Annotated in this window: 24 protein-coding genes; 6 read left to right on the forward strand and 18 right to left on the reverse strand. The window is 63.6% G+C overall.

The window, feature by feature from the left end; translation table 11 throughout:
* Nucleotides 1-62 precede the first annotated feature (62 nt).
* Nucleotides 63-1,127: a DUF4037 domain-containing protein gene (locus IH615_RS19105; protein ID WP_291364429.1), complete on the forward strand. Its 1,065-nt coding sequence runs from the start codon at nt 63-65 to the stop codon at nt 1,125-1,127.
* Between the two features lie 9 nt (nt 1,128-1,136).
* Here the strand turns inward: IH615_RS19105 and IH615_RS19110 are convergent, their stop codons facing one another.
* From IH615_RS19110 to ykgO, 3 genes are all read right to left on the reverse strand, one after another.
* The gene (locus IH615_RS19110) at nt 1,137-1,535 is read right to left on the reverse strand and encodes a hypothetical protein (protein ID WP_291364431.1); all 399 of its coding nucleotides are present in this window, start codon (nt 1,533-1,535) and stop codon (nt 1,137-1,139) included.
* An 85-nt stretch (nt 1,536-1,620) separates the two neighbouring features.
* Nucleotides 1,621-2,028: a hypothetical protein gene (locus IH615_RS19115; protein WP_291364432.1), complete on the reverse strand. Its 408-nt coding sequence runs from the start codon at nt 2,026-2,028 to the stop codon at nt 1,621-1,623.
* 85 nt (nt 2,029-2,113) lie between these two features.
* A complete protein-coding gene (gene ykgO, locus IH615_RS19120) occupies nt 2,114-2,239 on the reverse strand; it encodes a type B 50S ribosomal protein L36 (protein WP_046136523.1) in 126 nt (41 codons plus the stop codon).
* Between the two features lie 218 nt (nt 2,240-2,457).
* Between ykgO and IH615_RS19125 the strand changes: the two genes are divergently transcribed.
* A complete protein-coding gene (locus tag IH615_RS19125) occupies nt 2,458-2,964 on the forward strand; it encodes a response regulator (protein WP_291364437.1) in 507 nt (168 codons plus the stop codon).
* A gap of 169 nt (nt 2,965-3,133) precedes the next feature.
* Here IH615_RS19125 and IH615_RS19130 read toward each other — a convergent pair whose 3' ends face one another.
* The 9 genes from IH615_RS19130 to IH615_RS19170 form a co-directional block, all read right to left on the reverse strand.
* A complete protein-coding gene (locus IH615_RS19130) occupies nt 3,134-4,153 on the reverse strand; it encodes a dipeptide ABC transporter ATP-binding protein (protein WP_291364511.1) in 1,020 nt (339 codons plus the stop codon).
* Nucleotides 4,153-5,136, reverse strand: a complete 984-nt coding sequence (locus tag IH615_RS19135) for an ABC transporter ATP-binding protein (RefSeq protein WP_291364439.1) — start codon at nt 5,134-5,136, stop codon at nt 4,153-4,155. The genes IH615_RS19130 and IH615_RS19135 overlap by 1 nt, the downstream gene beginning before the upstream one ends.
* A 1-nt stretch (nt 5,137) precedes the next feature.
* A complete protein-coding gene (locus IH615_RS19140; protein WP_291364441.1) occupies nt 5,138-6,058 on the reverse strand; it encodes an ABC transporter permease subunit in 921 nt (306 codons plus the stop codon).
* Nucleotides 6,058-6,981: an ABC transporter permease subunit gene (locus IH615_RS19145; RefSeq protein WP_291364443.1), complete on the reverse strand. Its 924-nt coding sequence runs from the start codon at nt 6,979-6,981 to the stop codon at nt 6,058-6,060. The genes IH615_RS19140 and IH615_RS19145 overlap by 1 nt, the downstream gene beginning before the upstream one ends.
* A gap of 109 nt (nt 6,982-7,090) precedes the next feature.
* Nucleotides 7,091-8,707 (reverse strand): peptide ABC transporter substrate-binding protein, encoded by a 1,617-nt coding sequence (locus tag IH615_RS19150; RefSeq protein ID WP_291364446.1) that lies wholly within the window; start codon nt 8,705-8,707, stop codon nt 7,091-7,093.
* Between the two features lie 252 nt (nt 8,708-8,959).
* A complete protein-coding gene (locus IH615_RS19155) occupies nt 8,960-9,118 on the reverse strand; it encodes a hypothetical protein (RefSeq protein WP_291364448.1) in 159 nt (52 codons plus the stop codon).
* Nucleotides 9,115-10,398, reverse strand: coding sequence for an acetyl-CoA C-acetyltransferase (locus IH615_RS19160; protein ID WP_291364449.1), 1,284 nt, complete (start codon nt 10,396-10,398; stop codon nt 9,115-9,117). The genes IH615_RS19155 and IH615_RS19160 overlap by 4 nt, the downstream gene beginning before the upstream one ends.
* A gap of 1 nt (nt 10,399) precedes the next feature.
* Nucleotides 10,400-12,361 carry a 3-hydroxyacyl-CoA dehydrogenase NAD-binding domain-containing protein gene (locus IH615_RS19165; protein WP_291364451.1) on the reverse strand — a complete coding sequence of 654 codons (1,962 nt, stop codon included), beginning with the start codon at nt 12,359-12,361 and terminating at the stop codon, nt 10,400-10,402.
* A 143-nt stretch (nt 12,362-12,504) separates the two neighbouring features.
* Entirely contained in the window at nt 12,505-14,973 is a 2,469-nt protein-coding gene (locus IH615_RS19170) for an acyl-CoA dehydrogenase (protein WP_291364452.1), read from the reverse strand.
* A 343-nt stretch (nt 14,974-15,316) separates the two neighbouring features.
* Here IH615_RS19170 and IH615_RS19175 point away from each other — a divergent pair, with 343 nt between their 5' ends.
* On the forward strand, nt 15,317-17,026 hold the full coding sequence (locus IH615_RS19175; RefSeq protein WP_291364454.1) for a long-chain fatty acid--CoA ligase: 1,710 nt from the start codon (nt 15,317-15,319) through the stop codon (nt 17,024-17,026).
* Nucleotides 17,023-17,415, forward strand: coding sequence for a MerR family DNA-binding protein (locus IH615_RS19180; RefSeq protein ID WP_291364456.1), 393 nt, complete (start codon nt 17,023-17,025; stop codon nt 17,413-17,415). The genes IH615_RS19175 and IH615_RS19180 overlap by 4 nt, the downstream gene beginning before the upstream one ends.
* An 80-nt stretch (nt 17,416-17,495) precedes the next feature.
* Here the strand turns inward: IH615_RS19180 and IH615_RS19185 are convergent, their stop codons facing one another.
* The 3 genes from IH615_RS19185 to IH615_RS19195 form a co-directional block, all read right to left on the reverse strand.
* Entirely contained in the window at nt 17,496-17,789 is a 294-nt protein-coding gene (locus tag IH615_RS19185; RefSeq protein WP_291364458.1) for a UvrB/UvrC motif-containing protein, read from the reverse strand.
* Between the two features lie 179 nt (nt 17,790-17,968).
* Nucleotides 17,969-19,546, reverse strand: a complete 1,578-nt coding sequence (locus tag IH615_RS19190) for a cisplatin damage response ATP-dependent DNA ligase (protein WP_291364460.1) — start codon at nt 19,544-19,546, stop codon at nt 17,969-17,971.
* Nucleotides 19,543-20,550, reverse strand: coding sequence for a ligase-associated DNA damage response exonuclease (locus IH615_RS19195; RefSeq protein ID WP_291364462.1), 1,008 nt, complete (start codon nt 20,548-20,550; stop codon nt 19,543-19,545). Before IH615_RS19195 ends, IH615_RS19190 begins: the two co-directional genes overlap by 4 nt.
* 174 nt (nt 20,551-20,724) lie before the next feature.
* On the opposite strand from IH615_RS19195, the gene IH615_RS19200 reads away from it, so the two are divergent.
* Both IH615_RS19200 and IH615_RS19205 read left to right on the forward strand, forming a co-directional pair.
* The gene (locus IH615_RS19200) at nt 20,725-21,021 is read left to right on the forward strand and encodes a hypothetical protein (RefSeq protein WP_291364464.1); all 297 of its coding nucleotides are present in this window, start codon (nt 20,725-20,727) and stop codon (nt 21,019-21,021) included.
* A 55-nt stretch (nt 21,022-21,076) separates the two neighbouring features.
* Nucleotides 21,077-21,520: a DUF305 domain-containing protein gene (locus IH615_RS19205; protein WP_291364466.1), complete on the forward strand. Its 444-nt coding sequence runs from the start codon at nt 21,077-21,079 to the stop codon at nt 21,518-21,520.
* 4 nt (nt 21,521-21,524) lie between these two features.
* Here the strand turns inward: IH615_RS19205 and IH615_RS19210 are convergent, their stop codons facing one another.
* From IH615_RS19210 to IH615_RS19220, 3 genes are all read right to left on the reverse strand, one after another.
* Complete coding sequence (locus tag IH615_RS19210; RefSeq protein WP_291364468.1) at nt 21,525-24,434, reverse strand: insulinase family protein; 2,910 nt, start codon at nt 24,432-24,434, stop codon at nt 21,525-21,527.
* 210 nt (nt 24,435-24,644) lie between these two features.
* The gene (locus IH615_RS19215; RefSeq protein ID WP_291364470.1) at nt 24,645-25,619 is read right to left on the reverse strand and encodes an aldo/keto reductase; all 975 of its coding nucleotides are present in this window, start codon (nt 25,617-25,619) and stop codon (nt 24,645-24,647) included.
* Nucleotides 25,620-25,796: 177 nt separating this feature from the next.
* Entirely contained in the window at nt 25,797-26,438 is a 642-nt protein-coding gene (locus IH615_RS19220; protein WP_291364472.1) for a GntR family transcriptional regulator, read from the reverse strand.
* Nucleotides 26,439-26,445: the final 7 nt, after the last annotated feature.

The following is a 26,445-nucleotide window of genomic DNA, read 5'->3' on the forward strand; positions in this document are numbered from 1 at the left end:
GCGCAAGCGGGCCTTTTGCATTTCGCGATCTTCCTGTCATGGTGCCGACAGGAGGAGAGGGCATGCAGGGCATCGACCTATCGCGCGGCTTCTATGCCGACATCGTGCGGCCCTGGCTGAACGAGGCTGCACCCGGCCTCCGCCATTCCGCGGCCCTGATGGGCTATGGCTCGGAACTGCTTGGCTTTGACGATGAGACCTCTAGGGACCACAATTGGGGACCTCGCGTCCATATCTTCGTAGCCCCGGAAGTGTTCGCCGAGCACGCGCGACGCCTGGTCGACGACTTTTCCAGGGTCGCGCCAAGCAACTATCTTGGGGAACCCATCGGCTGGCGCAGCCGGCCTCACCCACCGGCCAATGGCCCTCAATCGGCGGGTGCGCTTGGGGACGGGTTGGAGGTCCATACGATCGAGGCGCTGTTGGAGGGCCATTTCGCCATTGGGTCGACCGAGAACCTCACCCCGGCGCAATGGCTTGGCTTCGCCGAACAGAAGCTCCTCGCCTTCACCTCGGGAGCTGCGTTTCACGATGACGATAACCGCCTTGGCGAGGTCCGCGCGCGCCTGGGCTACTTTCCCGATGACGTGTGGTTCTACAAGATTGCCTGTCAGTGGCGCCGCATCGCCGAGGAGCAGGCCTTTGTCGGCCGCGCCGGTCAGGTCGGGGACGACCTCGGCTCGCGGGTCATTGCCGCGCGGCTGGCCCGGGACGTGATGCGGATGGGCTTCCTGCTCGAGCGACGCTACGCCCCCTATTCGAAATGGCTCGGCAGCGGCTTTGCCCGCCTCCCCATCGCCCAGCCCCTCCTTCCACACCTGCAGCAGGCCTTGCTTGCAGGCCATTGGCCGGAGCGACAGGATGCCCTCGCCGCGGCCTATCTCGAGCTGGCGCGCTGGCAAAATGCCATTGGCGTCGCCGCCTTTGAACCCGTCCTGGGTCCCTACCACGAACGGCCATTTACAACGATCAACGCCGATGACGCCGTGGCGGCGGCACATGCTGCCATCGAGGACGTCTGGATCGGCCAGTTGCCAATCATCGGCGCCCTCGATCAGGTCAGCGACCTCACACCACTGCTCGAAGACCCCCGCCGGTCCCAAAGCCTGATGGCCGCCATCACCTGACGGCCAGGCCTATCGTTCCATCAGCGTCTTGAGCACCAGTAGGTCCGACATCATCCATTCCTCTTCCGACGCGAACATTTCGTCCGACACCAGCGGCTGTTGTACCGATGTATGGGTCAGCACGGTGCCCGCTCCGTTGCGGATGACCCGGACAAAGGCGGCGTGGATCACCTGCGGACCCACCTGCATGCGATAGTCCAGCACGAAGAACGGATTGGGTGCCGTGAAGTGGACCAGCACCTTGCCGCGGGGGCCGTCATAGGCCCAGCTATGGGGGCCTGCCGCTGGTTCAGGGCGTCCGTTCTGCACCAGGGTCCAGCCCGCCAGATTGGCCGGGTCGGCCAGGAATTTATAGACATCATCGGGCGGACGGGCGATCTCGACCGTTAGCGTTCGGGCCTTGAGCAACCGTGTACCTCTCACTCAGCGGCCGGCACACTTGCGCAATTAACGTGCATTATCAAGCGCTTCCGCAGTTCCGAGCCTGATATGGCTAACGGCGCCGCGACTCCAGCAACGCCTTGAGGGCCAGAAAATCTGTGGTGATCCATTCGATGGCCGACGCAAATGCTTCATCATCCATGCCCGGCCGCTGGAAGAAGGTGAAGGACAGTTCGGTCCCCTCCTGGTTGGGCATGACGCGCATGGGCGTCCAGAGCAGCTCATCGCCCGGCACGAACATGGCATGGTCGAGCACCCCGAAGGGATTCAGCGGCGTGAAGCGGAAGTGCCGCATGCCGCCGACATTGGTCATGCCCTCCCAGTCGCCATTCTCAAGCGGGCGGTAGCTATGCCTGTCCACCGCCGCCCATTCGCCATAATTCCGCGGCTCGGCCAGATAGCGGTAGGTCGCCTCATAGGGGTGGTTGATCGAAACCGAAATCGTATGCGAGCGCCGCATCGGTCCTCCCCGGCAACGCCTGACGGTAGAAAAACAAAAGCCCGCTTTCGCGGGCTTCAGTCAACAGCGCAGACATACGTCGCGTTCAGCCCTGGCGGGCCTTGTAGCGCTTGTCCACCTTGTTGATGATGTAAACCCGGCCGCGACGGCGGACGAGCTTGTTCGCGCGGTGGCGAGTCATCAGCGCCTTCAGCGAGTTACGGACTTTCATCGGTCATTCCTCAACGTCAAATAAAAGAGGCGCCAAGGCGCCCGGAAACTTGGGGGCATACATAGGGAAATTGCCCCAGCCTGTCAACGCAGCAAAACCAGGCTTTTTGCCCCGGCGCCGCGCTTTCCCACACCGGCCTTGCCCGCCCTCCATTAACCCCTCATACGCAAAGCCGGGCTATGCTGAAAGGCCCGAAACAGTCACCCAGCGATATCGTCATGGCCATCGAGGAAATTACCAAGCGCGGCGTTCTGGTCGCCGACTCCTCTGCCCATATGGCATCCCTGGTTGCAGTCATGCTGCGCAGCCTGGGCCGCAAGGATATCCGCGAAGCCTATGATGCCAGCAAGGCGATGATCGAGCTGAAACGCCGCGCCTTCGACATCGTCATCATCGATGATGCCCTGGACGGCATGGACGGCGTCGCCTTTACGCGCAGGCTCCGTGCCATGACCGATTGCCAGAACCGCCTGGTCCCCGTCATCATGATGAGCGCGGCCCCCGACGCCAAGCGCATTGCCGAGGCGCGCGATGCCGGCGTCACCGAATTCCTGCGCAAACCCTTTGCCGCCAACCACCTGCAATCGCGGCTGGCCAATATCGAGGCCAATCCGCGCGGCTTCATCGAAGCGGCCGAATACAAGGGACCCGACCGCCGCCGCAAGGTGGTCGATGTCGGCGGCAAGGACCGTCGCGAAGGCGAGAAGGTTCCAAAGGCCGGGTAGTGCCGCTACCGCGCGGACCGCGCGCCGGGCGTCCCAACAAACGCGATCGTCACCCTCGGGCCTGACCCGGGGGCTCTGTACTGACCGAACGTGCAGCAAGTGTAGGGCCCTCGGGTCAAGCCCGAGGGTGACGTCCGGCGGGTGACCGGCGCAAGCGCCGGCCCCAAGGCTAGACCCCCAACACCGCCTCAACCGGCACTTCGATTTCGCGCCAGCGGTGGCAGGCCACCAGCCGCCCGTCTTCGATCCGCTCCAGCGGCGGCCGCGTCTCGGCGCAGAACGGCTTGGCGAACCGGCATCGCGTCCGGAACGTGCACCCCGATGGCGGGTTGATCGGCGACGGAATTTCGCCCTTGAGCGCGTCGATATTGCGCTGTCGTGCCAGGCGCGGATCGGGGATCGGTACCGCCGTCAGCAGCGCCCGCGTATAGGGATGCTTGGGGTCTTCATAAATCTCGTCGCCCGTGGCCAGCTCGACGATGCGGCCCAGATAGAGCACCAGGATACGGTCCGACACGTGCCGCACCACGCTCAGGTTATGAGAGATGAAGATCAACGTCAGCCCGAACTCGTCCTTGAGCTCGGCGAGCAGATTGAGGATCTGCGCCTGGATCGACACGTCTAGCGCCGAGACCGGCTCGTCGCAGACGATGAGCTTTGGTTCGGTGATCAGCGCCCGGGCGATGCCGATACGCTGCGCCTGCCCGCCTGAGAACTCGTGCGGGTAGCGGTTGATCATCTCGGGCAGCAGCCCCACCGCCTCCATGGTCTTGAGCACGCGGGCGCGGCGCTCGTCCTTGTTCAGCTCCGGCCGCAGCGTGCGCAGCGGATCGGCGATGATTTCGCCCACCGTCATACGCGGGTTGAGCGAGGCCAGCGGGTCCTGGAAGATGATCTGCAGGTCCGCCCGGCGCTGGCGCATCTCCTCGGCCGGCAGCCGGGTCAGGTCCTGCCCCAGCCACAGCACCTGCCCCTCATCGGGCGCCAGCAGCTGCAGGATGCAGCGGCCCAGCGTGGACTTGCCGCAGCCGCTCTCGCCCACAATGCCCAGCGTCTCGCCCTGGCGAATGGTGAAGTTGATATTCTCCAGCGCGGTCAGCGTCAGTCGCCGGCTGAACAGGCCGCCTGAAATCGAAAAGGTCTTCTTGAGATCCTTGATCTCGAGCAGGTTGATCGGGGTCTGGTCCATCACGCGACCTTTCCATAGGCCATCGGGCCTTCATAATGGCAGGCCTTCTCGCGGCCATTGCCGGTATCGGCCAGCGGCGGCCGTTCGACCAGGCACCGATCGAAGGCAAAAGCGCAGCGCGGATTGAACGAGCAGCCCTTGGGCAGGTGTTCGAGGCTCGGCGGCAATCCCTGGATCGGGTCGAGCCGCTCGGCCCGCTTGGCGATATGCGGCGTCGAATGCAGTAGGCCCAGCGTATAGGGGTGGCGCGGATCGTAGAACAGGTCGTCGACACTGCCCTTCTCCACCGCCCTGCCGCCATACATCACCATCATGCGGTCGGCCACGCCGGCCACCACGCCCAGGTCATGGGTGATCAGCACCAGCGAAGTCCCGAAATCCTGGGTCAGCGTCTTGAACAGGTCGAGCATCTGCGCCTGCACGGTCACGTCGAGCGCCGTGGTCGGTTCGTCCGCGATCAGGATCTTGGGCTGGCACAGCAACGCCATGGCGATCATCACCCGCTGCCGCATGCCGCCGCTCAGCTCGTGCGGATAGGCATTGGCGCGTTTGACCGGTTCGGGAATGCCGACCCGCTCCAGCATCTCGATCGAGGTCATAACCGCCTTCTGCTGGTCGAAGCCGCGATGCTTGACCAGCACTTCGCTGAGCTGCGTCTTGACCTTGAGCGTGGGGTTGAGCGACGTCATCGGATCCTGGAAGATCATCGCGATATCCTTGCCGCGATGCGTATCCAGCTGGCTGGGTGCCATGCCGATGAGGTTGATATCCCCCATCATGGCCCTGCCGCCGGCCCGGCCGTTCTTGGCCAGCAGGCCCATGATCGCGAGGAAGGCCTGGCTCTTGCCCGAGCCGGATTCCCCGACCACGGCCAGCGTCTCGCCTTCCGACAGCGAAAAGCTCATGTCGCGCACCGCATGCACCTCACTCTGGTGCAGCTCGAACGTGACCGACATGTCTTCGACTTTGAGGACTTGTTTCATCTCAGCGATCCTTGGGGTCGAGGGCATCGCGCAGGCCGTCGCCGATATAGGTGAGGCAGAGCAGCAGGCTCACCAGCACCACGGCCGGCCCGATCAGCATCCAGGGCAGCGTCTCGGCTACGGGCGCGCCGAACGAGATCAGCGTACCCAGCGATGTCTGTGGCTCCTGCACGCCCAGGCCCAGATAGGAGAGGAAGCTCTCCGTGAGGATGATCTCGGGCACCGTCAGGGTGGCGTAGATCACCACCGGGCCGGTGAGATTGGGCACGATATGGCGGAAGATGATGGTCCAGGGCTTGGCGCCACCGGCCTTGGCCGCCTCGACGAATTCCCGCTCCTTGATCGACATGGTCTGCCCGCGCACGATGCGCGCCATGGTCAGCCATTCCAGGCACCCGATGCCCACGAACAGCAGCACCGGATTGCGCCCGAAAATCACCACCAGGATGATCACGAACAGGATGTAGGGCAGCGCATACATGATATCGACGAAGCGCATCATCACCGCATCGACCTTGCCGCCGAAATAGCCGGCAATGGCGCCGTAGCAGACCCCGATAAACACCGAGACCAGCGTCGCCACGCCCGCCACGATCAGGCTCATCTGCGTGCCTTGCATGATGCGGGCCAGCATGTCGCGACCATTCTGGTCGGTGCCGGCAAAATGCCCGGCCTCGAAATTGGGCGGCTTGCGAATGCCGCTCCAGTCGATCTTGTCATAGGTCCAGGGCAGGAAATATGGGCCCACAAACGCGAACAGGATGATGAAGCCGACCACGAAGATCGACAGCACCGCCGCCTTGTTCCGCGCCAGCCGCCTGATGGCGTCCTGCGTCAGCGACCGGCCCTTGGGCGCGTCGAGGGTTTCGAGCTTGCGCGCATACTCGCTGAGAACAGCGTCCTTGCCAGTAATGCCGGCCATCAGCGGTACCTCACCTTGGGGTCGAGCCATGCATAGAGCACGTCGACGATCAGGTTCACCGCCAGGATGATGAACATGTACAGAATGGTCGTCCCCAGCACGAGACCGTAGTCCCGGTTGAGCGCGGCGCTGATGAAATACTTGCCGATGCCCGGCAGGGCGAACACCTGCTCCACCACCAGAGAACCGGTGAGCAGATAGCTCAGCCCCGGCCCGAGATAGGAGACCACAGGCAGCAGCGCCGGCTTGATGGCGTGCCGCGCCAGGATCAGCCGCGTCCCCAGGCCCTTGGAGCGGGCGGTCCGCACATAATTGGTGCCCAGTACCTCGATCATCGAACCGCGCATCAGCCGCGCCGTGCGCCCGGCATGGGGCAGAACAAGCACCGTGATGGGCAGCACCAGATGGGGGATCGACCCCGCCTGCCAGCCGCCGGCCGGGAACCAGTCGAGATAGACGCCGAACACCAGTTGCATGATGGCCGCCATCAGGAAGTTGGGGACCACCAGGCCCACCATCACCAGCAGCACCAGCACATAATCGGGCCACTTGTTCTGGTTGACCGCGCTGAGTGCCCCGGCAACGAGGCCGACAATGGTGCCGATGACAAAGGCCGAAAAGCCCAGCATCAGCGTGAAGGGCAGGCCGATCCACAGCATCTCGGCGACGGTGAAGTCGTTATAGACCATCGAAGGTCCGAAATCGCCCTGCAGCAGCCGTCCGACATAGATGAAATATTGCTGGATCAGCGGCAGGTCGAGATTGTAGTGCGCCCGCAGGTTGGCCAGCGTGGTCGGCGGCAGCGCGCGTTCACCGTCAAAGGGACCGCCGGGCGCCAGCCGCAGGATGAAGAAACAGGCAGTAACGGCAATCAGCGCTATCGGAATCGCCGACAGCACGCGCCGCGTCACATATCCAAACATGGATTTAGGACCTTTCACATCCACTTCGGCGCGGCGTCAGCGCGTCATCGGGTGGATAAAATAACGGCGCCGCCCCTCCCAAGGGGCGACGCCGCAGGGTTCTGGAAGCTTACTCGGACTTGCTCAGCCAGCGCGTGCGGTGAATGTCCGCAGCGTTGCTGACGAAGCCGGTGACCTTCGGCGACACCACGTTCTGGGCGATGTACCAGTAGATGGGCATGGCGCCAGTTTCATCCATGGCGATCTTCTCGGCATCGCCGAGCAGCTTGGCGCGAACGGCCAGATCCTGCTCGGTGGTCGCCTGGTCCATCAGGGCATCAAACTCGTCGTTCGAATAGCGGCCGTAGTTGTTGCCCCAGTTCATCGTGCCTTCCTGCTCGATGCCCTGGCGCAGCAGGTCGAGCGTATTGGACGGATCCGAGTAGTCGAGCAGCCAGCCGGCACGGCCGATCTCGAAGTCACCGGCACGCAGGCTGTCGTAGTGCACGGCGGTTTCCGAGTTGAACAGTTCGGCCTTGACGCCAATCTGCTCCCACATCGAGCTGATCGCCACGGCGATACGCTGGTGGTTGTCGTTGGTATTGTACTTGAGCTGGACGGCCAGCGGGGTCTCGGCCGTGTAGCCGAGGCCTTCCATGATCGCCTTGGCTTCTGCCACGCGCTCTTCATAGGAGAGGCCAATCCATTCGGGCTGGTAGGGCTCGACGCCCTCGTAGTTGGCCGTGCCCGGGGGGACCCAGCCATAGGCCGGCACTTCGCCGGTGCCCAGCACGTCCGGACCGATCACATCGCGGTTGATGGCCATGGACAGCGCCTTGCGGACGTCTGCATTGTCGAATGGCGGCTTTTCCTGGTTGATGACGTAGTAGTAGACGCCCAGGAACGGAGCGAAGTAGTCCTGGCCGGGCAGGTTGGTCTTGATCCATTCGGCCTGGTCCGACGGAATGTCGGTCAGGATGTCATATTCACCGGCGCGATAGCGCGACAGGGCTGCGGCCAGGTCGTCCTGCACGAAGTAGTTCACTTCGTCGATCTGGACGTTTGCAGCATCCCAGTAGGTCTCAGACTTGACCGACTTGATGTAGCTGCCCGGGACCCATTCCTTGGGCGTATAAGGGCCGTTCGAAACGATGTTCTCGACCTTGGTCCAATCGTCGCCGACCTTGTCGATCACGTGCTTTGGCACGGGATAGGCGGTGTAGTGGGTCAGCGCCTGGAGAAAGAACGGGGTCGGACCTTCGAGCGTGATTTCGACAGTCTTGTCGTCGATGGCCTTGACGCCCAGCTCGTTGAAGTCCGTCACAGTGCCTTCGGCGATTTCCGAACCGTTCTTGATCGGGAACTGCAGATAGGCATAGTCCGAAGCCGTTGCCGGGTTGAACAGGCGCTGGAAGGCAAAGACGAAATCGCCGGCGGTCACCGGAGTGCCGTCGCTCCACTGGATGCCATCGCGCAGCTTGAACGTATAGACCAGGCCATCGTCGGAAATGGTGTAGCTCTCGGCCTGGCCCGGAATGGCCTCGGCATTGGCGTCTTCGGCCATCAGGCCTTCAATATAGTCGCCGATGATGCGGTTTTCCCAGTCGCCCGACGCCTGATGCGGGTCGATCGAGCCCGGCTCGGAGCCGTTCATCATGTTGAGCGTCACGGCGGAAGCCGCACTGCTCATCAGCAGCGCCATCGCGCCGGCCGTCGTTACGGCTTTGAGGGTTTGAGTGATTTTCATGCTCGTCCCATCTCCTTGTGGAATTCCTGAAATCGTTTGTTCCCGCAATCTTGCTGCTGCGGAGTTCAATAGTCTTGCGGCCGGGAGTTTTGACCCCCCGGTCAAGATTGATGGACGGTATTACGCAATTCCGTCCACTGACAAGCAAAAGATTGACCTAAACGTCAAGCCCGGCGGAATTATCAACACACTGCGCCACCCCCTTGGGGCAGAACAGCTTTGCCTTGTGGTTACGATTGAGAGAATGGCGTGCTAGGCGCCCAGCAATCCGGCCTGCTGTGCCAGGTAGATGACGACCGCGACCGCGACCAGTCCCAGCCATGGCGCCCAGCCGGGCAAGCCCGGCTTGCGCGGCGGCTTGGGCTCGGGCTTCTTTTCCGGGCGACGGAACTTGACGACATTCTCGGTCATGCGGCGCTTTCCACCAGGGCAGCGACACCCATGCCGCCAGCCGTACAGACGCTGAGCAAAGCGCGTTTCCCTGGCTTCGTCGAGAGCAACTTGGCGGTCAGGCCCAGAATGCGCGCGCCGGTCGCCGCGAAGGGGTGGCCATAGGCCAGGCTCGACCCCTTGATGTTGATCTTGTCCGGATCGATCAGCCCCAGCACGCTGTCACGCCCGAGTACTGTTTTGCAGTATTCCGCATCGTTCCAGGCCTTGAGCGTGCACAGCACCTGCGCGGCAAAGGCCTCATGCAATTCGAAATAGTCGATGTCGGCAAAGCCCAGGTTCCGTCGCGCCAGCATTTCGCTGACCGCAATGGTCGGCGCCATCAGCAGACCCTCGCCATGGGCAAAGTCATTGCCCGCCACCCGCCCGGTGGTGAGATAGGCCAGCACCGGCAGACCGCGCGCCTTGGCCCATTCCTCGCTCGCCAGCAGCACTGACGAGGCGCCATCGGTCAGTGGCGTCGAATTGCCCGCTGTCAGCGTGCCATGGCCGGAATTCTTGTCGAAGGCGGGCTTCAGTGTCGCCATCTTTTCGATATTGGCATCGGCCCGCACATTATTGTCGCGCACCAGACCGGCACACTGCACCAGCAGGTCGTCGTGGAAGCCTTCGTCATAGGCCTTGGCGGCGTTGCGATGGCTGGCCACGGCCAGCGCATCCTGCGCCTCGCGGGTAATGCCCCATTCGCGCGCCATCAATTCGCAATGCTGGCCCATCGACATACCGGTGCGTGGCTCGTTGACCGACGGCGCCACCGGCGTCAGCTCGCCAAACGAAAACCCCTTGAACGCCTTGAACTTCTCGCCGGTCGACCGCGCCTTGTTCACATCGAGCAGCCGGTGCTGGAACTTGTTGCCGAAGACGATCGGGCTGTCGCTGACCGTATCGGACCCAGCGGCAATGCCGCTGTCGATTTCGCCGCTGGCAATCTTGGCGGCCAGCGCCAGCGCCGCCTGCAGGCTCGTGCCGCAGGCAATCTGCATCGTCGTCCCCGGCGTCCGCGGCGAGAAACCCGCATCGAGCGTCGCCTCGCGGGCGATGTTGAAGTCGCGCGAATGGCCGACGACAGACCCCGCCATCACCTCGTCGATCTTCTCACCCTTGAGCCCATATTTGTCGGCCAGCCCGCCCAGCACGGTGCCGAGCATGGAGAGGTTGGTCTCTTCCACATAGGCGGTATTGCCCCGCGCAAAGGGAATGCGCGCCGAACCGACGATGGCGACTTTGCGAAGTTCAGTCATATCAAGCTTTCCCGTCCTTGCGCGCCTTCATCGGACCACCCAGGAACGGCGCGAAGCCCGTGCCCATGATCACCCCGATATCGGCCAGTCCGTCATTGGCAACGACGCCCTCGGCCACCACCACCTCGGTCATGTCGACCAGCGGCTTGACCAGTTCACGCCCAAGCCCGGCAAGATCGGCATGGCTGGGCGCCTCGCCCTTCTGCGCCTTGCCATCCACCCATTTGTAGAAGCCCTCGCCGGTCTTGCGACCGAGCTTGCCCTCCTTGATCAGCGTGTCGAACTTCGACCCCTCGGGCACGGCATGCCCCAGTTCGGTCGCCACCGACCGGCCGACATCCAGCCCCACCGTGTCCATCAGCTCGATCGGCCCCATCGGCATGCCGAAGGCCACCGCGGCGGCATCGAGCAATTCCTTGCTCTCGCCGGCCTCTACCCGCTGCACCGCGCCCAGCATGTAGGGCATCAGCACCCGGTTCACGAGGAAGCCCGGCGCCGATTTCACCACCACCGGCGACTTGCCGATGGCCAATGCAAAGGCCGCGCCCTTGCCGATTTCGGCATCGGTATTGAAAGTCGAACGGATCACTTCCACCAGCGGCAGTTGCGCCACCGGGTTGAAGAAATGCAGCCCGATCAGCCGCTCCGGCGCCTTGAGCTTCTCCGCAATGCGTTCGAGCTCGATCGATGATGTATTGGTCGCCAGGATCGCCCCCGGCTTGAGCTTGTCTTCCAGCCCGCCAAAGATCGCCTGCTTGACCTCGAGCTTTTCCACCACCGCCTCGATGATCACATCGGCCCTGGAAACACCCTTGCCCGTGGGATCAGCCTCGAGGCGCAGCACCGCCGCATCGATCTCGTGCTTCTTCTTGAGCCGCTTCTTGAACAGCTTCTTGCCGCGATCCAGAGCCGGCTTGATGCGTTCCATGTCGAGGTCCTGCAGCGTCACGCTCATGCCGCGCAGCGCGCACCAGGCGGCAATATCGCCCCCCATCACGCCCGCGCCGATCACATGCACCCGGGCAAACTTGGCGCCCTTGGTTCCCTGCTTCTTGAGCGCTTCGGAGGCAAAGAACACCCGGCGCAGATTGGTCGCCGTATCAGACCCCATCAAGGGTACGAAAGCGTCGATCTCGCCACGGCTCATCGCCTTCCAGTCATTGCCATGCTTCTCGAACAGGTCGATCAGGGCAAACGGCGCCGGATAGTGCTCCACCCGTGCCTTCTTGCCGGCCTGCTCCCGCATCTTGCTGGCGACATAGCCACGCAGTGGCCCCATCGCCATGATCTTCTTGGCAAGGCCCGCCTCGCTCGACCGGCGCTTGCCCAGCACCGCCTTGCGCGCTTCCCAGCGCAGCATGTCGCGATGGCGCACCAGCTTGTCGACGAGGTTCATGCCCCGCGCCGCCCCGGCCTTGAGCATGCGCCCGGTCAGCATGATCTGCATCGCGTCGACCGGCCCCGCCTGGCGGATCGACCGTCCTGTGCCGCCGAAGCCCGGAAAGATGCCCAGGTTCACTTCCGGGAAACCAATGCGCGTCTTGTCGTCATTGACAGCCACGCGATAGTGGCAGGCCAGCGCCAGCTCCAAGCCACCGCCAAGGCAAAAGCCATGGATGCCGGCCACGACCGGAATCTTCAGCGCCTCGATCCGCGCGAACAGCGCATGCGTCCGCCGCAGCGCTTCGGGCAGCACCGAAAAATCGCTCATCGCGTCGAATTCGCTGACATCGGCCCCAGCGATGAAGCCGCTATCCTTGCCACTGAGCAGGATGACCCCGACCAGTTCCCCGGTTTGCGCCAGTTCCTCGAACCGCTCGACAAGCTGTTCGAGCTCCATGATCGCCGCCCGGCTCAGCGTATTGACCGGGGCGCCCGGCGTATTGATCGTGAGCCAGCCCAGATTCTCCACGTCGCGGTGGAAACTCCAGTTCTTCGTCTCAGGCATCTGCGGCTGGATCATGCTGTCTCCTCTTTGGATGTGCGGCTAGCTCAACCTGCCTGACCACCCTCCGGGTCATTCCCGCGAAGGCGGGAATCTCCGCTTTCTTTTCTTGCATCGCCAACAGGGATTCCCGCCTTCGCGGGAATGACCCGGTGAAAGTCCTATTCCGCCGCCACCCGGTGCTTGCGCTCCGCCGCCAGTTCGTCGGCCGCGAAGTCATCCACCTGCACCACCCGGTTGGTCGCCTCATCCGCCGCCCGCATGATCCCGGCTTCGTTGCTGTTGAGCACACCGGCTGCCACCGCATCGTCGATTGCATCGCGATCCAGCCGCCGCTCGATCACACCCTTGCGCGCCGCCTTGACGAACTTGGCCTCGATCTCCTCGGCCTCGGTCACCTTGATCAGCGCATCCTCGAGAACGCCCGTCACATCCTGCGGGTCCATCGAAACATAGGTCCCCGTGGTCAGCCGGTCGCGGAAGGCGCCGGGTCGCAGCACGGCCCGCACGAAGCGATAGTTTACCCGGTCGCTCGCCGGCTTGGCATGCCGTCCCAGCGGGAAGCAAAGTACGCGCATCGCCCAGGCGAAGATGGCATTGGGGAAGTTGGCGAAGACTTCGCCAAACGTATGCTCGATGGCGGCAATCCGGTCCGCCATGATGGCGTCGACCAGCGGCTTGTCCTCGGCAATGCGGCCCTCATCCTCGAACCGGCGCAGCGTCGCCGACATCAGGTAAAGATCGCCCAGGATATCGGCCATGCGGCCGGAAATCTTCTGCTTGCGCTTGAGCTGCCCGCCCAGGAACACCGTGGTCCAGTCGGCCGTCAGCGCAAAAGCCTGCGAATAGCGATGCAGCTTGCGATACCAGCCGGCCATCGGCCCGTGGTTGGGCGTCGAGGCGAAGGCGCCGTTCGAAACGCCATGCAGGAAGCTCGCCGCGATATTGCGCAGCATGAACTTGGTATGCCCACCAAATGCCACGTCGAACTGGTCGAGGCCGACCTTCTTGTCCTTGTTCTGCGCCGCCTCGATTTCCTTGTAGAGGAACGGATGCGCCCGCAGCACGCCCTGGGCAAAGGTCATCAGCGTGCGCGTCAGGATATTGGCACCCTCGACGGTGATCGCCACCGGCGTCGCCATATAGCCGCCGAACAGGTAATTGCCCGGTCCGTCCTGGATGGCGCGGCCACCATGGATGTCGAAACTGTCATCGACGCTGTCGCGCATCGCCTCGGTGGTGCGATATTTGAGCAGCGCCGAAATCACCGCCGGGCGCTGGCCTTCATCGACCATCGACGCCGTCAGCCGCCGGCTCGCCTCATAGGTATAGGCGCGCTTGACCATCTCGCCGAGCGGCTCGGCCACGCCTTCCATGATGCCAACGGGAATGCCGAACTGCCGCCGCACCCGCGCATAGGCCGAGGTGACGCGCAGAGCCTGCTTGATCGATGTGGTGCCGATCGCCGGCAGCGAAATGGCCCGCCCGGTCGACAGGCATTCCATCAGCATGCGCCAGCCCTGCCCGGCATAATCGATGCCGCCGATCAGGAACTCCATCGGCACGAACACATCCTTGCCGCGCACCGGGCCATTCATGAAGGCCTGCCGCGCCGGGAAATGCCGGCGGCCGATCTCGACGCCCGGATGGTCATGCGGCACCAGCGCCAGCGTGATGCCGATATTCTCGCCGCGACCCAGCAGGTTGTCCGGATCCTTGAGGATGAAGGCCAGGCCCACCAGCGTGGCGATCGGCGCCAGCGTGATGTAGCGCTTGTCAAAGCTCAGGCGGACGCCGAGCACTTCCTTGCCCTGATACATGCCCTTGCCGACAATGCCGATATCGCGCATGCCGCCGGCATCGGAACCCGAATGCACGCCTGTCAGCGCAAAGCATGGCACTTCCAGCCCCTTGGCGAGGCGGCCGAGATACTTTTCCTTCTGCTCATGCGTGCCGTATTTTTCCAGCAATTCGCCCGGTCCGAGCGAATTGGGCACCATGACGGTAATGCCCGCCGCCACCGAGCGGCTGGCGATCTTGGAAACGATCATCGACTGCGCCTGCGCACCGAAGCCGAGCCCGCCATGCTCCTTGGCGATCAGCATGCCCAAAAAGCCCTTGTCCTTGAGGAACTGCCAGACCTCGGGGCTGAGGTCGGCGCGATTGTTGCGCGTATCCCAGTCGTCGATCATGGCGCAGACCTCGTTGGTCGGGCCATCGATGAAGGCCTGCTCTTCCGCGGTGAGGGTCAGCGGGCGGATGGCATTGAGCTTGGTCCAGTCCGGACGGCCTGAGAACAGCTCGGCATCCCAGCCGACGGTGCCGGCATCCAGCGCTTCCTGCTCGGTGCGGCTCACCTTGGGCAATATGGATTTGACGGCGCCATAGATGGGGGTGATCAGCAGTGGCTTGCGGATGGCTTCGACGCTGAGCACCAGCAGCACCGCGCCGATCACCAGCCATAGCCAGCTTCCGGCGCCCAGGCCATAGCTGATGCCATCATCAGGGAAACCGAGGCCCGACAGCAGCCCGATCGCCAGCGCCGCCAGGCCCCAATGCCAGAGCGGGCTTTCCCGCATGGCCAGCACGGCAAAGACGATGAGGCTGATCGCAATTAGCGCAAAGGTCACGGCATGCCCTCCATGGCGTTGCTCGCGCCACGCGGGCCAAGCAACTCAATCCCCAGAACGCCAGACCATCAGCCGAATCATCAGGCTTGGTCGTTGGGCCTGCCGCGCCGGGATCATAGCGCGGAGCACCCTTATTGTTGAGACCAGTCTAGCAAGGTTTACGTATACGTCAACCAAGCGCCGTTTACGTCGTCGTGTTCAGTCCTCCAACTGTCCTGCACGTCAACGCAGCGACCCGCCAAAAGTTCGGGCAGCTGTTTGACGCTAACGTAAAGCCGTGAAATATTCGTCACACTAAAGGGCCTCGAGCCCACAAGCCGAAAATCGGCACCCGGAGGAAATCATGGCCACGCTTGAAACCGCCGCCCCGCTTCGTCCCTGGATAGCCAGCTACCCTGAGGGCATCCTTTGGGATGTTCCGATCGATACGCGGCCGGTACACGAGCAGGTCCTCGCCGCCTGTGCGCGCAATCCCTCCGCGGTCGCCCTCGATTTCCTCGGGCACACCACCAGTTTCGGTGACCTGGCCAAAAAGATCATCGCCTTCGCCGGCGCCCTGCAGCACCAGTTCGGGGTCAAGAAGGGCTCGCGCGTCGCGCTGATGCTGCCCAATACGCCCTTCTACCCCATCGCCTATTACGCCGTGCTCCGCGCCGGCGGCACGGTGGTCAACTGCAACCCGCTCTATACGGTCCACGAGCTCAGCCACATCACCGCCAATGCCGGCGCCGACCTGATGGTCACGCTCGATCTGCAGCAGATCTACGAAAAAGCCGAGAAGCTGGTTGAGGCCGGCCACGTCAAGTCGCTGGTGGTCTGCCACTTCCCCGACGCGCTGCCGCTGGTCAAGAAGGTCCTGTTCTCGGTCGTCAAGCGCAAGGATCTGGCCCGGCTCGGCGCCTCGCCCATTGCCGACCGCATCACCCATTTCAACGACATGATCGGGCGCGACGAAACCCCCGATGCCGTCGTCATCGATCCAATCAAGGACGTGGCGGTCCAGCAATATACCGGCGGCACCACCGGCATTCCCAAGGGCGCCCTGCTCACCCATGCCAATATCGCGGCCAATATGAGCCAGATCGACAAATGGGGCTGCGGGCTGTTCTATCCGCCCTCCAAGGTGGTCGCCGTCCTGCCCTTCTTCCATATCTTCGCCATGACGGTCTGCATGAACGTGCCGCTCTGCAACGGCACCCAGGTGGTCATGCTGCCGCGCTTCGAGCTCAAGGCGCTGCTCAACGTCTTTGCCCGCACCCGCGCCAATGTGCTGCCCGCCGTGCCCACCTTGCTCAATGCCATTGCCCGCGCCGACAGCGTCAATACCGAGCAGCTGGCAAGCCTGGAAGTTGCCATTTCCGGCGGCGCCGCCTTGCCCGACGAAGTCCGCGCCGCCTTCGGCAAGAAATCCAAGGCCATCCTCGCCGAAGGCTATGGCCTCACCGAAGCCTCGCCCGTCGTCTGCTGCGCTGCCCTGCGCGTGCCGAGCAAGCCCATGTCCATCGGCCTGCCACTGCCCGGCACCGATATCCGTTTCGTCGACATCGACAGCGGCAAGGTGGTCGGAACAGGCGAAAATGGCGAGCTGCAGGTCAAGGGCCCGCAGGTCATGGCCGGCTATCACAATAACGAGGAAGCCAGCCGGGAAGCCTTCATGGATGGCTGGCTGCGCACGGGCGATGTCGGCCACATGGACGAGGACGGCTATGTCTTCCTCGTCGACCGCATCAAGGACCTGATCATCTGCTCGGGCTTCAACGTCTATCCACGCGTCATCGAGGAGGCGCTGATGACCCATGAGGCGGTCGAGGAGACCAATGTCATCGGCGTGGCCGACGAATATCGGGGCGAAGCCCCGGTCGCCTTCGTCAAGCTCAAGGCCGGTCACGTGATCGGCGAGGAAGCGCTCAAGAAATTCCTCACCGAGCGCCTCAACAAGATCGAAATGCCCAAGCAGATCATCTTCAAGGACGCGCTCCCCAAGACCCTCATCGGCAAGCTCAGCAAGAAAGAACTGCGTGAGGAATACGCGCAGACGAGAGCCAGAAAGTGAACCGTTCCGTCCCCGAAAACCGCGACCTCTTCGCCATTGCCGATCTCGCCAAGGAGTTCGGCATCTCGACCCGCGCCATTCGCTTCTACGAAGCCAAGGGCCTGCTGGCGCCCGAGCGCGTCGGCGCCACCCGTATCTTCCGCCGCCGCGACCGCGCCCGGCTGATCCTGATCCTGCGCGGCAAGCGCCTCGGCTTCTCGCTGCGCGACATCTCCGACTATCTCAGCCTCTACGACGCCAATCGCAGCCAGCAGGTCCAGCTCCTGACGGCCAAGATCGACGAGCGTCTGGTGTCGCTCGAGGCGCAGTTGCAGGACCTGCAGACAACGATTTCCGAGCTGAAGGAGATCAAGAAGCTGGCGGATGAGCGACTGGTGAAGGCGGGGTAGTGACCGCTGGGCCCGCGGACCGGCCGCTCCCCTGCCCTTTTTGCCCTTCCCCTGCCAACAAGGTCGTGCGCGCTGCCTAGCTAGCGCCCGCCCCGCGGCTTCACGTTCTTCGTCATCAGATCCGGCTTCTTCGGCTTCACCCAGCCCTTGGGCGGCTGCCGCACCGGCACCTGCGTCCCCAGCCCCATCGCCCCCGGCGGCGGCTGGCCGACGGTCACCGTATCCGCATCACCGGGCGCAACCGGCGCCTCGCCCTTGATCCGCGCGATCTCATTGCGCAGCCGCGTCGCCTCTTCGAAGTCCATGGCCTCGGCGGCGGCCTGCATCTGCTTGGTGAGCGCCACCAGGCGCTCATTAATGGATCGCGACGACATCCTGAACTCTCCAAGCCCACCGGGTTCACCCTCCCCCTTGTGGGGAGGGAAGCGAGATAGGACTTCGCGTGAGCTAAGTCCGTGATCGAGCAGGGTGGGGGTATGGTTCCGCAAACTCCGAGCGCGTAGACCCCCACCCTTGATCCCTCCGCACAAGGGGGGGGAGACGACTGCAAGCCCTAGGTACTGCCCACAAACACCATCATATCCTCCAGCGTCGCCGCCTCGCTCGCCGGCTTGTCCCAGCGGATCCGGCTGATCCGCGGAAACCGCAGCGCCACCCCGGATTTGTGCCGCGTACTCTCCTGCGCCGAGTCGAACGCCACCTCGAACACCAGTTCCTTGCGCACCTCGCGCACCGGCCCGAAAGCCTGCAAGGTATTGGCCCGGATCCACTTGTCGAGCAGCTTTAATTCCTCGTCCGTGAAGCCGAAATAGGCCTTTCCAACCGGCACGATCTCGTTCCCCTTCCACACGCCGAACGTGTAGTCCGAGTAAAACGAGCTCCGCTTGCCATGTCCGCGCTGCGCATACATCAGCACGGCATCGACCACATTGGGATCGCGCTTCCACTTGAACCAGTAACCCTTGGGCCGCCCCGGCACATAGGGCGAGGTGCGAAGTTTGATCATCACCCCCTCATGACCATGCTCGTCCGCGCCCTGCCGCCGCTGCCGCGCCAGGTCGTCCCAATCGGCAAAGGGCAGCACTTCCGACAAGTCGAGCCTCGTCTGCGGATTGGCCGCAAACCACGCCTCCAGCCGCGCCCGTCGCGCGGTCCAATCCAGCGTCCTGATATCCTCGCGCCCGTCGAACAGCATGTCATAGACCCGGATGAAGGCCGGCGACTCCTTGAGATGTTTGGCGCTCGCCACCTTCTTGTTCAGCCGCTGCTGCAGGTCGTTGAAGCTCCCCGGCTCGAAGTCCTTGCCGACCAGCAATTCGCCATCCAGCACCGCCCGCCCATGCACATTGTCGACAATGTCAGGGAAGGCCGGGGCGATATCATCCCCCGTGCGCGAAAACAGCGACACCGTTCCCCCACCCAGCACCAGCTGCACGCGGATGCCGTCCCATTTCCACTCGGCAGCAAAATCCCTGGGGTCGAGCTTGCCCAGGTCTTTCTCCTCGTCGATTGGATTGCTCAGCATCAGCGGATGGAACCGCGCCGACTGATCGATATCGGGCCGCGGCGCCTTGCCGTCGAGCCACGCGAAAAGATCGAGATAGGGCACCTTCAAGCCGTGCCACACCTCCTCGATCTCCTGCACATCCACCCCGCTCATTTCGCTGAGCGCCGTCTTGGCCAGCCGTGCGGATACGCCAATCCGCAGCGCCCCCGTCGCCAGCTTCACCAGCGCCCAGCGCTCATTGATCCCGGCTTGCGTCAGCAAGGCCGCGATCAGCTTGGGGAGGTCTGATTTTGATGTCGTATTGAACAGCTCGATCAGGTCGGTGAGCGACGGCAGATCGCCCTCTGCCCCATGATGCGGCCAGATCAGCGCAATCGTCTCGCCCAGGTCTCCGACATAGTCGTAGCTCATGGCGAACAGCGTCTCGTCCACCTCGCGCAAGACCGTCTCCTTGAGCAGCGCCGGCTTCACATTGCGGAAGGTCAGCGCGCCCGTCAGCACCGCCAGCGCATAGCCCCGGTCCGGGTCCGGCACCTCTCGGAAATACTGCGTCAGTGCCGTCAGCTTGCGCGTCCGCGACGGCGTCAGTGCCAGCAGCTCCAGCAATTGGGCAAAGCGCTTCATTCCCCCGCGCCCTCGCCGCCATCGTCCTCAAAACCCTGGATATTGAGCGGCTCGGCCTGGAGCCCTTGCGTCCGGCACCAGTAGACCAGCGCATCCTCCCGCCCATGCGTCACCCACACGGTTTCGGCGCCCGTCTCGCGGATGGTCTGCTGCAATTCGCCCCAGTCGCAATGGTCCGAAATCACCAGCGGCAACTCCACCAGCGCCTGCCTTGCGCGTTGCTTCACACTCATCCAGCCCGAGGCCTGGCACACGACCGGATCGGGAAAGCGCCGGCTCCAGCGGTCGCGGATCGCCGAGGGCGGCGCGACGACGATCTGCCCGGCCAGCTGCGCCTTGGGCACATCCAGCGCAGGCCTGAGATCGCCCAGCGACACGCCCAGTTCCTCATACAGCGCACACAGCCGCAGCATGGCGCCATGCAGATAGATCGGCTGGTCCCACCCGGCGTCGCGCAGCAGCGCGATCACCCTTTGCGCCTTGCCCAGGGCATAGCAGCCAATCAGATGCGCCCGCTCCGGCTGGTCCGCCACCGATTTCAGCAACCGCCCGATTTCGACACTGGGATGCGGGTGCTGGAACACCGGCAACCCGAATGTCGCCTCCGTCACCATCAGATCGCATGCCACCGGCTCATAGGGCTGCGCCGTCCGATCCCGCAGCCGCTTATAGTCGCCCGTCACCACCACGCGCTGACCGGCCTGCTCCACCAACACCTGGGCCGAGCCCAGAATATGCCCCGCCGGATAGAGCGTGATCGTCACATCTTCGATCTTGAGCGGCACGCCGAAATCCAGCGGCTCGAACCGCCCGGCGCAATCCTCGCCATAGCGCACCTTCATGATGGCAATCGTGTCCGGCGTCGCCAGCACCGCCCCATGCCCGCTCCGCGCATGGTCGGCATGGCCATGGGTAATGATCGCCCTTTCCCGCGGCACATTGGGATCGATGAAAGCGTCGATGGCGCGGATATGGAGGTCTCGGTCGAGGATCTGGCTGGCCATGGCAATCCCTAACGTTCGCGACCCCAGACCGGTTCACCCGGCAGGTTCGAACCGGCATAATCTGCCTGCCGGCAGTGTCAGCGCCTGTCAGCAGGCCGGAAAGCCCGGCAATTCAGGGCCCGCCAATGGCATAGAACTTGAATGATTTCAGGCATCCATCCTGCCGAGGCGTCAATGTCCTTTTCCATCTCCGCCAATATGCGCTCCGTCCCGATCACCAGCCAGCTGAGCGGCAACCCCTCCCCGCTCCAGCCCAGGAGTGCCGAGGACGAATTCCTCGAAATCGCCAGAAAGTCGCCGCTCGAACGCCTGCGCGACAGGATTCTCGCCGACATGAAGACGACCGAGGAAGCCCTGGCGCAGATGGATCCCGAAGCCCGCCAGGCCGTCGAGGACGAAATCAAGCGCCGCATGCAGGAAGCCTTGCAGGCTTCCACGGAAACCGGCGCGGTGGTCGACAAGACGGCCTGAAGCGGGGAACTTCTGCTCTGGAACCGGCTTTCACCTCAATCCGGAGATGAAAGTCATGGCCAGACCCTACCTGCTCTTTGCCGTCAATATCGCTGTCAGCCTGGTCATCATGTATTTCGTGATGTTCGCCATGATCGATGGCTGGGGCGATTTCCATCACAATTTCAACATGGCCTATATGGCCATCATGATGGCTGCCCCCATGGGGCCGCTCATGCTCCTGACCATGCCGCGCATGTATCCGTCACGGCCCATCAACCTGGCTTTGCATGCCGTCTTCCTGCTCGCCTTCCTTGGCGCCTTTGCCGCCATCCGCTGGCAGGCTTCAATCGGCGACGAGCAGTTCATCCGCTCCATGATCCCGCATCATTCCGGCGCCATCCTCATGTGCCGGGAGGCCGATCTCGGTGACGCCGAACTTGCCACCCTGTGCGAGGACATCACGGCGGCGCAGCGGCGCGAGATCGAGCAGATGCAGGACATACTGGAGCGGCTCTAGCCCCTCACATCACCTTGGTCACCGCAAGCAGCCCCGGCCGCTTGTCATTGGCCGCCGATATCGCCGCCTCGCCGCCCAGCACCACCACATGGCCGTGCCGCGCCACCGCCTCCACCGCCTCCGCCATGCGCCTGAAATCGGCCACGGTGGTGCCGAGGATTTCGTCGCGCCGCTGCTGCCGGATGGCATCCGTCGTGCCGGTCAGCTGCCGCCACATCGAGGAATAGCCCTTGGCATCGGGAAATTCATAGCCGTCCACGTCGCCGATCACCCCGATGATCGAGCGCGTCAGGTCATTCTCGCCGATGCCGGCATTGAGCGCCTTGCTCGCCCCGTCATAGGCATCGATCGTCTTGAGCAGGTTGGGGTCGCGATAGCTGAGGAAGCTGAAATTGCCCGAGGTCAGGTCGAACCGGCTCGACCCGCCATAGGCCCCGCCCTGCACGCGCACCTTGTCCCAAAGATAGGTCGTGTTGAGGAATTTCAGCACCACGCTCGACGCGCCGGTGAGCTCGAAGCCGAGCGCCCGCAGATTGGCGCCCTTGCCCACATAATTGACCTGGGCCGGAATGATCAGCCCTTCGGATTTGGGCGCATAATCGATCGCCCAGTCGGCAAAGGCGAAGTCCGCATTGGGCAACCGCCCGAGGAAACCCTCGATCTCGCCCCTGGCCCTCTCCCACAGCGCCCCATCGGCGGTCACGTTGACCACCATGCGCCCGCGATTGAACAGCGTGTCGCGGATGCGCCTGAGCGCCGCCTCGACGCTGACCCAGTCGGTGTCGATCCGCTTGACCAGCTCGCGCAGGAAGCCGAGATAGCTCACCCCGCCCAGCTGTTCTGCGATCCAGCTTGCCTCCGTCAGCCCCGATTTGAGCCTTGTATCGACGATGGCATTGCCTGATGGCACCAGCCGCGCCTCGAAGCCTGCCTTCTCCTCCAACGCCATCTGCTTGAAGCGCTCGCGATTATCCAGCCGCGCATCGAGCAGCACATCGCCCATGATGGCGAGCATTTCCTCGATCTTGTCGGGCACGGCTTTGCCCGACAGGAAGAACCAGGCCGCGCTGCCGTCGCTCCCCTGCCGCGCCGACAGGCCCCGATGCTGCGCAATGCCGCCCGTCGAGCGGCCGATGCGCTGCGTCAGCGACACGAAATCTTCCTTGCTCGTCCCCGTCTGCAGCAGCGCCCGCCCGAACAGCGGCAGGTAGGGCAACAACTCCTTGTCGAGCACATGCAGGTCAAAGCCGAGATCGAGGTAGATGATCCCCAGTGTCGGCAGGTTGTGATAGAACAGCCGCGCCTCGCCCAGCGAGCCGATCTCGATCGGCACCGTTCGGCTTTCCCGCGGCAGGTCGGCCAGGCCAAGGGTCGGAATTTTGGCCAGCAGCGCCGGATCGTCCACCTGCTCCTGCAAGGCCTTGAGTTTGTCGGTCTCGGCCACGACGGCTTCCAGCGCCTTGTCATCCAGCCCAGCCCGCACGCCGGCCAAAATCTCGGCCTCCCGCGCCGCCTCGCGCGCCCCCTGTTCCGCATCGGCGCTCAGCGTCACCGTGGTCCGATGCATGTTGTCGAGGAACAGTCGGCGGATTTCGCTGGCGAAGTGGCCGCTCGCGGCCTTCTCCTTCAGCGCCACCAGCGCATCCTCGAAATGCAGCTGCGCCAGCGGATCGCCGCCATGCAGCCAGGTGCCCAGCGCGTTGAACATGTAGACCATGCCGCGCGGATAGGACCCGGTATTGTTCTCGCGCAGCGAGAACTCGAACGTATTGGCTGCCGCTTCCAGCTGGTCGGCCGCAAAGCCTTTCTCGGCGATTTCTGCCAGCGTCTTGAGGATCAGCGCCTCGACCTTACCGGCATCGGCAGGGTCGATCCCCTTCATGCCGAAGCTCGCCATCGGCTGCCGCAACCCGCTGCCGATGCCGCCGCCGGTCATGCCCTCGCCCAGCCCGCTCTCGGTCAGCGCCTTGCGCAAGGGCGCCGCCGGATTGCCGGCGAGGAGATAGCTCAGCATGCCGTGACTCAGAGCCTCCGTTCGGTCCGCTGGCGGATCGATCATCCAGTTGACCGACACCATCCCGTCGCGCGCCTTGCCCTCGTCCTTGGTGCCCGCATAGGTCGCCACGATCTGCCGCGGCGCGTTGAACCGCGGCTGCAGCTTCACCTCGGCATCGACAGGCGCCCGCTCGAACTGGGAAAAATACGCATCCAGGATCGCCAGCCGCTCGCCCGCATCGTCATCGCCCGAGAAGAAGGCCCGCGTATTGGATGGGTGGTAATAGGTCTGGTGGAACGTCTTGAACTGGGCATAGGTCAGATCAGGGATGGCCTTGGGATCGCCGCCCGAACTCTTGCCATAGGTGACATCAGGATAGAGCGAGCGCTGCGAAATATCGCGCATCACCGCGTCGGGCGAAGAAAACACGCCCTTCATCTCATTGAACACCACGCCCTTGTAGACCAGCGGGCTCGCCTTATCCTCGAGCTCGTAATGCCAGCCTTCCTGCCGGAACGTGTCTTCCGTGATCAGCGGAAAGAACACCGCGTCCAGATACACGTCGACCAGGTTGTAGAAATCCTTGAGGTTCTGGCTGGCCACCGGATAGGCGGTTTTATCGGGGAACGTCATGGCGTTGAGGAAGGTGTTGAGGCTTCCCTTGATCAGCTCGACGAACGGCTTCTTGACCGGATATTTGCGCGATCCGCACAGCACCGAATGCTCGAGAATATGGGCGATGCCGGTCGAATCCTCCGGCGGCGTCTTGAAGGTGATGCCGAACACCTTGTTCTCGTCGTCATTGACGAGACTGAGCACTTCCGCCCCGGTCTTGATATGCCGGAACAGCTGCGCCTGACTGTTCACCTCCGCGATATGCTCGTCACGGATGAGTTCAAAGGCGGCATGATGGGACATAGGAATACTCGGAAGACCGGTTCTTGTTGTTGGAAGACAACGTAGGGACGCGGGGAGCGATCCGCTAGGGGCGTCACAGCGTTGGGAACGAGCAGCCTCACGCCCCATCAACACCACCGCGCGTCACCCTCGGGCTTGACCCGAGGGCTCTTCACTCGCCAAACGAGCCGCAAGTATAGACCCTCGGGACATGCCCGAGGGGCAGCGCGGTTAAACCCCGCCCCTGATCTCCGGCTTGACCTCGGCCTCATACCACTCTCTCAACCGCCCCATCAGGGCCGGGAACAACGGCTTCTGCTCGGTCGCCGCGACATTGTCGGCCAATTGCGCCGGCTTGCTCACCCCGGCAATGACAGTCGACACCTGAGGATGGTCCAATATCCAGCGCAGCGCGAACTGGCTCATCGGCATGGCCTCGGGCGCCAGGCCCCGCAATTCGCCCACCAGCTCGATGCCGCGCTCGAACGGCAGTCCCGAGAATGTCTCGCCCACCGAAAAGGCGGCGCCATCGGCATTGTAGTTGCGATGGTCGGAAGCATCGAACCGGGTCGCCTTGTCATACTTGCCCGTCAGCAGTCCGCTGGCCAGCGGCAGTCGCACGATGATGCCGACATCCTGCGCCGCCGCTTTGGGCAGCAGCTCCTTGGCCGCGTCCTGCCGGAACAGGTTGAAGATGATCTGCAGCGTCGCGCAGCCCGGCTGCTCGAGACACATCATCCCCTCTTCGATGGTCTCGACGCTGGCGCCCCAATGCCGCATCAGCCCCTCGGCCTTGAGTTCATCCATCCAGCGGAAGATTGTCCCCTCGCGCAGCACCGCCGTGGGCACGCAGTGAATCTGCGCCAGATCAAGCGTTGCCACGCCCAGCCGCTGCGCCGAGCCCACAAGACTCTCGCGGATGCCATCCTTGGAATAATTGTCGGGGAACAGGCCATTGCCACGCCCCAGCTTGGTCGCCACATGCACGCCCGGCCCCTTGGCATGAGCGCCGATCCGGCTTTCGCTGAGGCCCCCGCCATAGACATCGGCGGTGTCCCAGAAGGTGACGCCGGCATCGTTTGCCGCATCGAGAATGGCGCTGGCGGTCTCGTCGCCCACCGGCCCGAAATCACCACCCAACTGCCAGCAACCCAGCCCGATCTCGCTGACCGCATAGCCGGTCTTGCCCAAGCGCCGTGTCTTCATTGCTCATGTCTCCTGTGTGCCCGCCCGATCTCGCAGTCGACCTCCCTCCCCCTTGTGGGGAGGGTGGCCCCGCAGGGAGCGGGTGGGGGTATCTGTCCGCGAGTCCAGTGCCTCGAGTACCCCAATCTTGATCCACAACCAGGGCGAGGCAGACGCTGGGAATCTCGTCGTCCCAGCCTATTCGAAATAGTCGGGAAAATCCGCAATCGTCTGGCTCAGCAGCAGCTCGGCCCGCGCCAGATGCGCCCGCATCGCGGCTTCCGCGCCGGCCACATCGCCAGCTGCAACGGCCGCCGCGATGATCTTGTGCTCGCCGATCGCCACCTGCGACGACGATACGCCCAGCGTCAGATAGCGCACCCGGTCGAGCTGCATCTTGTGGTCGTCGATCAGCTGCCACGCATATTCCACGCCGGCCAACCGGGCCAATGTGCGGTGGAACAGCTCGTCCAGCGTGTGGAAGCGCCGGCTGTCCTCGGCGGCCGACGCCGTTTCCTGCTCGGCGATCAGCTCCTTGAGCACGCTGGCGGCATCCGGGCCCGGATGGGCCGCCACGCGGCGGATGATCTCGACCTCGATGCTCTCGCGAATGAAGCGTGATTGCCGTACACCCTCGGGCGAAATCTTCTTCACCACCGTGGCCCGCTTCGGCCGGATCAGCAGCAGTCCCTGCTGCGCCAGGCGGATGAAGGCCTCGCGCACGGGCTGCCGCGACACGCCGTAACGGCCGGCAATGTCGCTCTCGGAGATCACGTCACCTGGCTTGAGAACCATGGTGACGATATCGTCGCGCAGCGCGCCGACGACGCGCATCGCCATGGTCTCT

Origin of the sequence: Devosia sp. (genome assembly GCF_014860165.1) — a bacterium.
Lineage (GTDB): Bacteria > Pseudomonadota > Alphaproteobacteria > Rhizobiales > Devosiaceae > Devosia.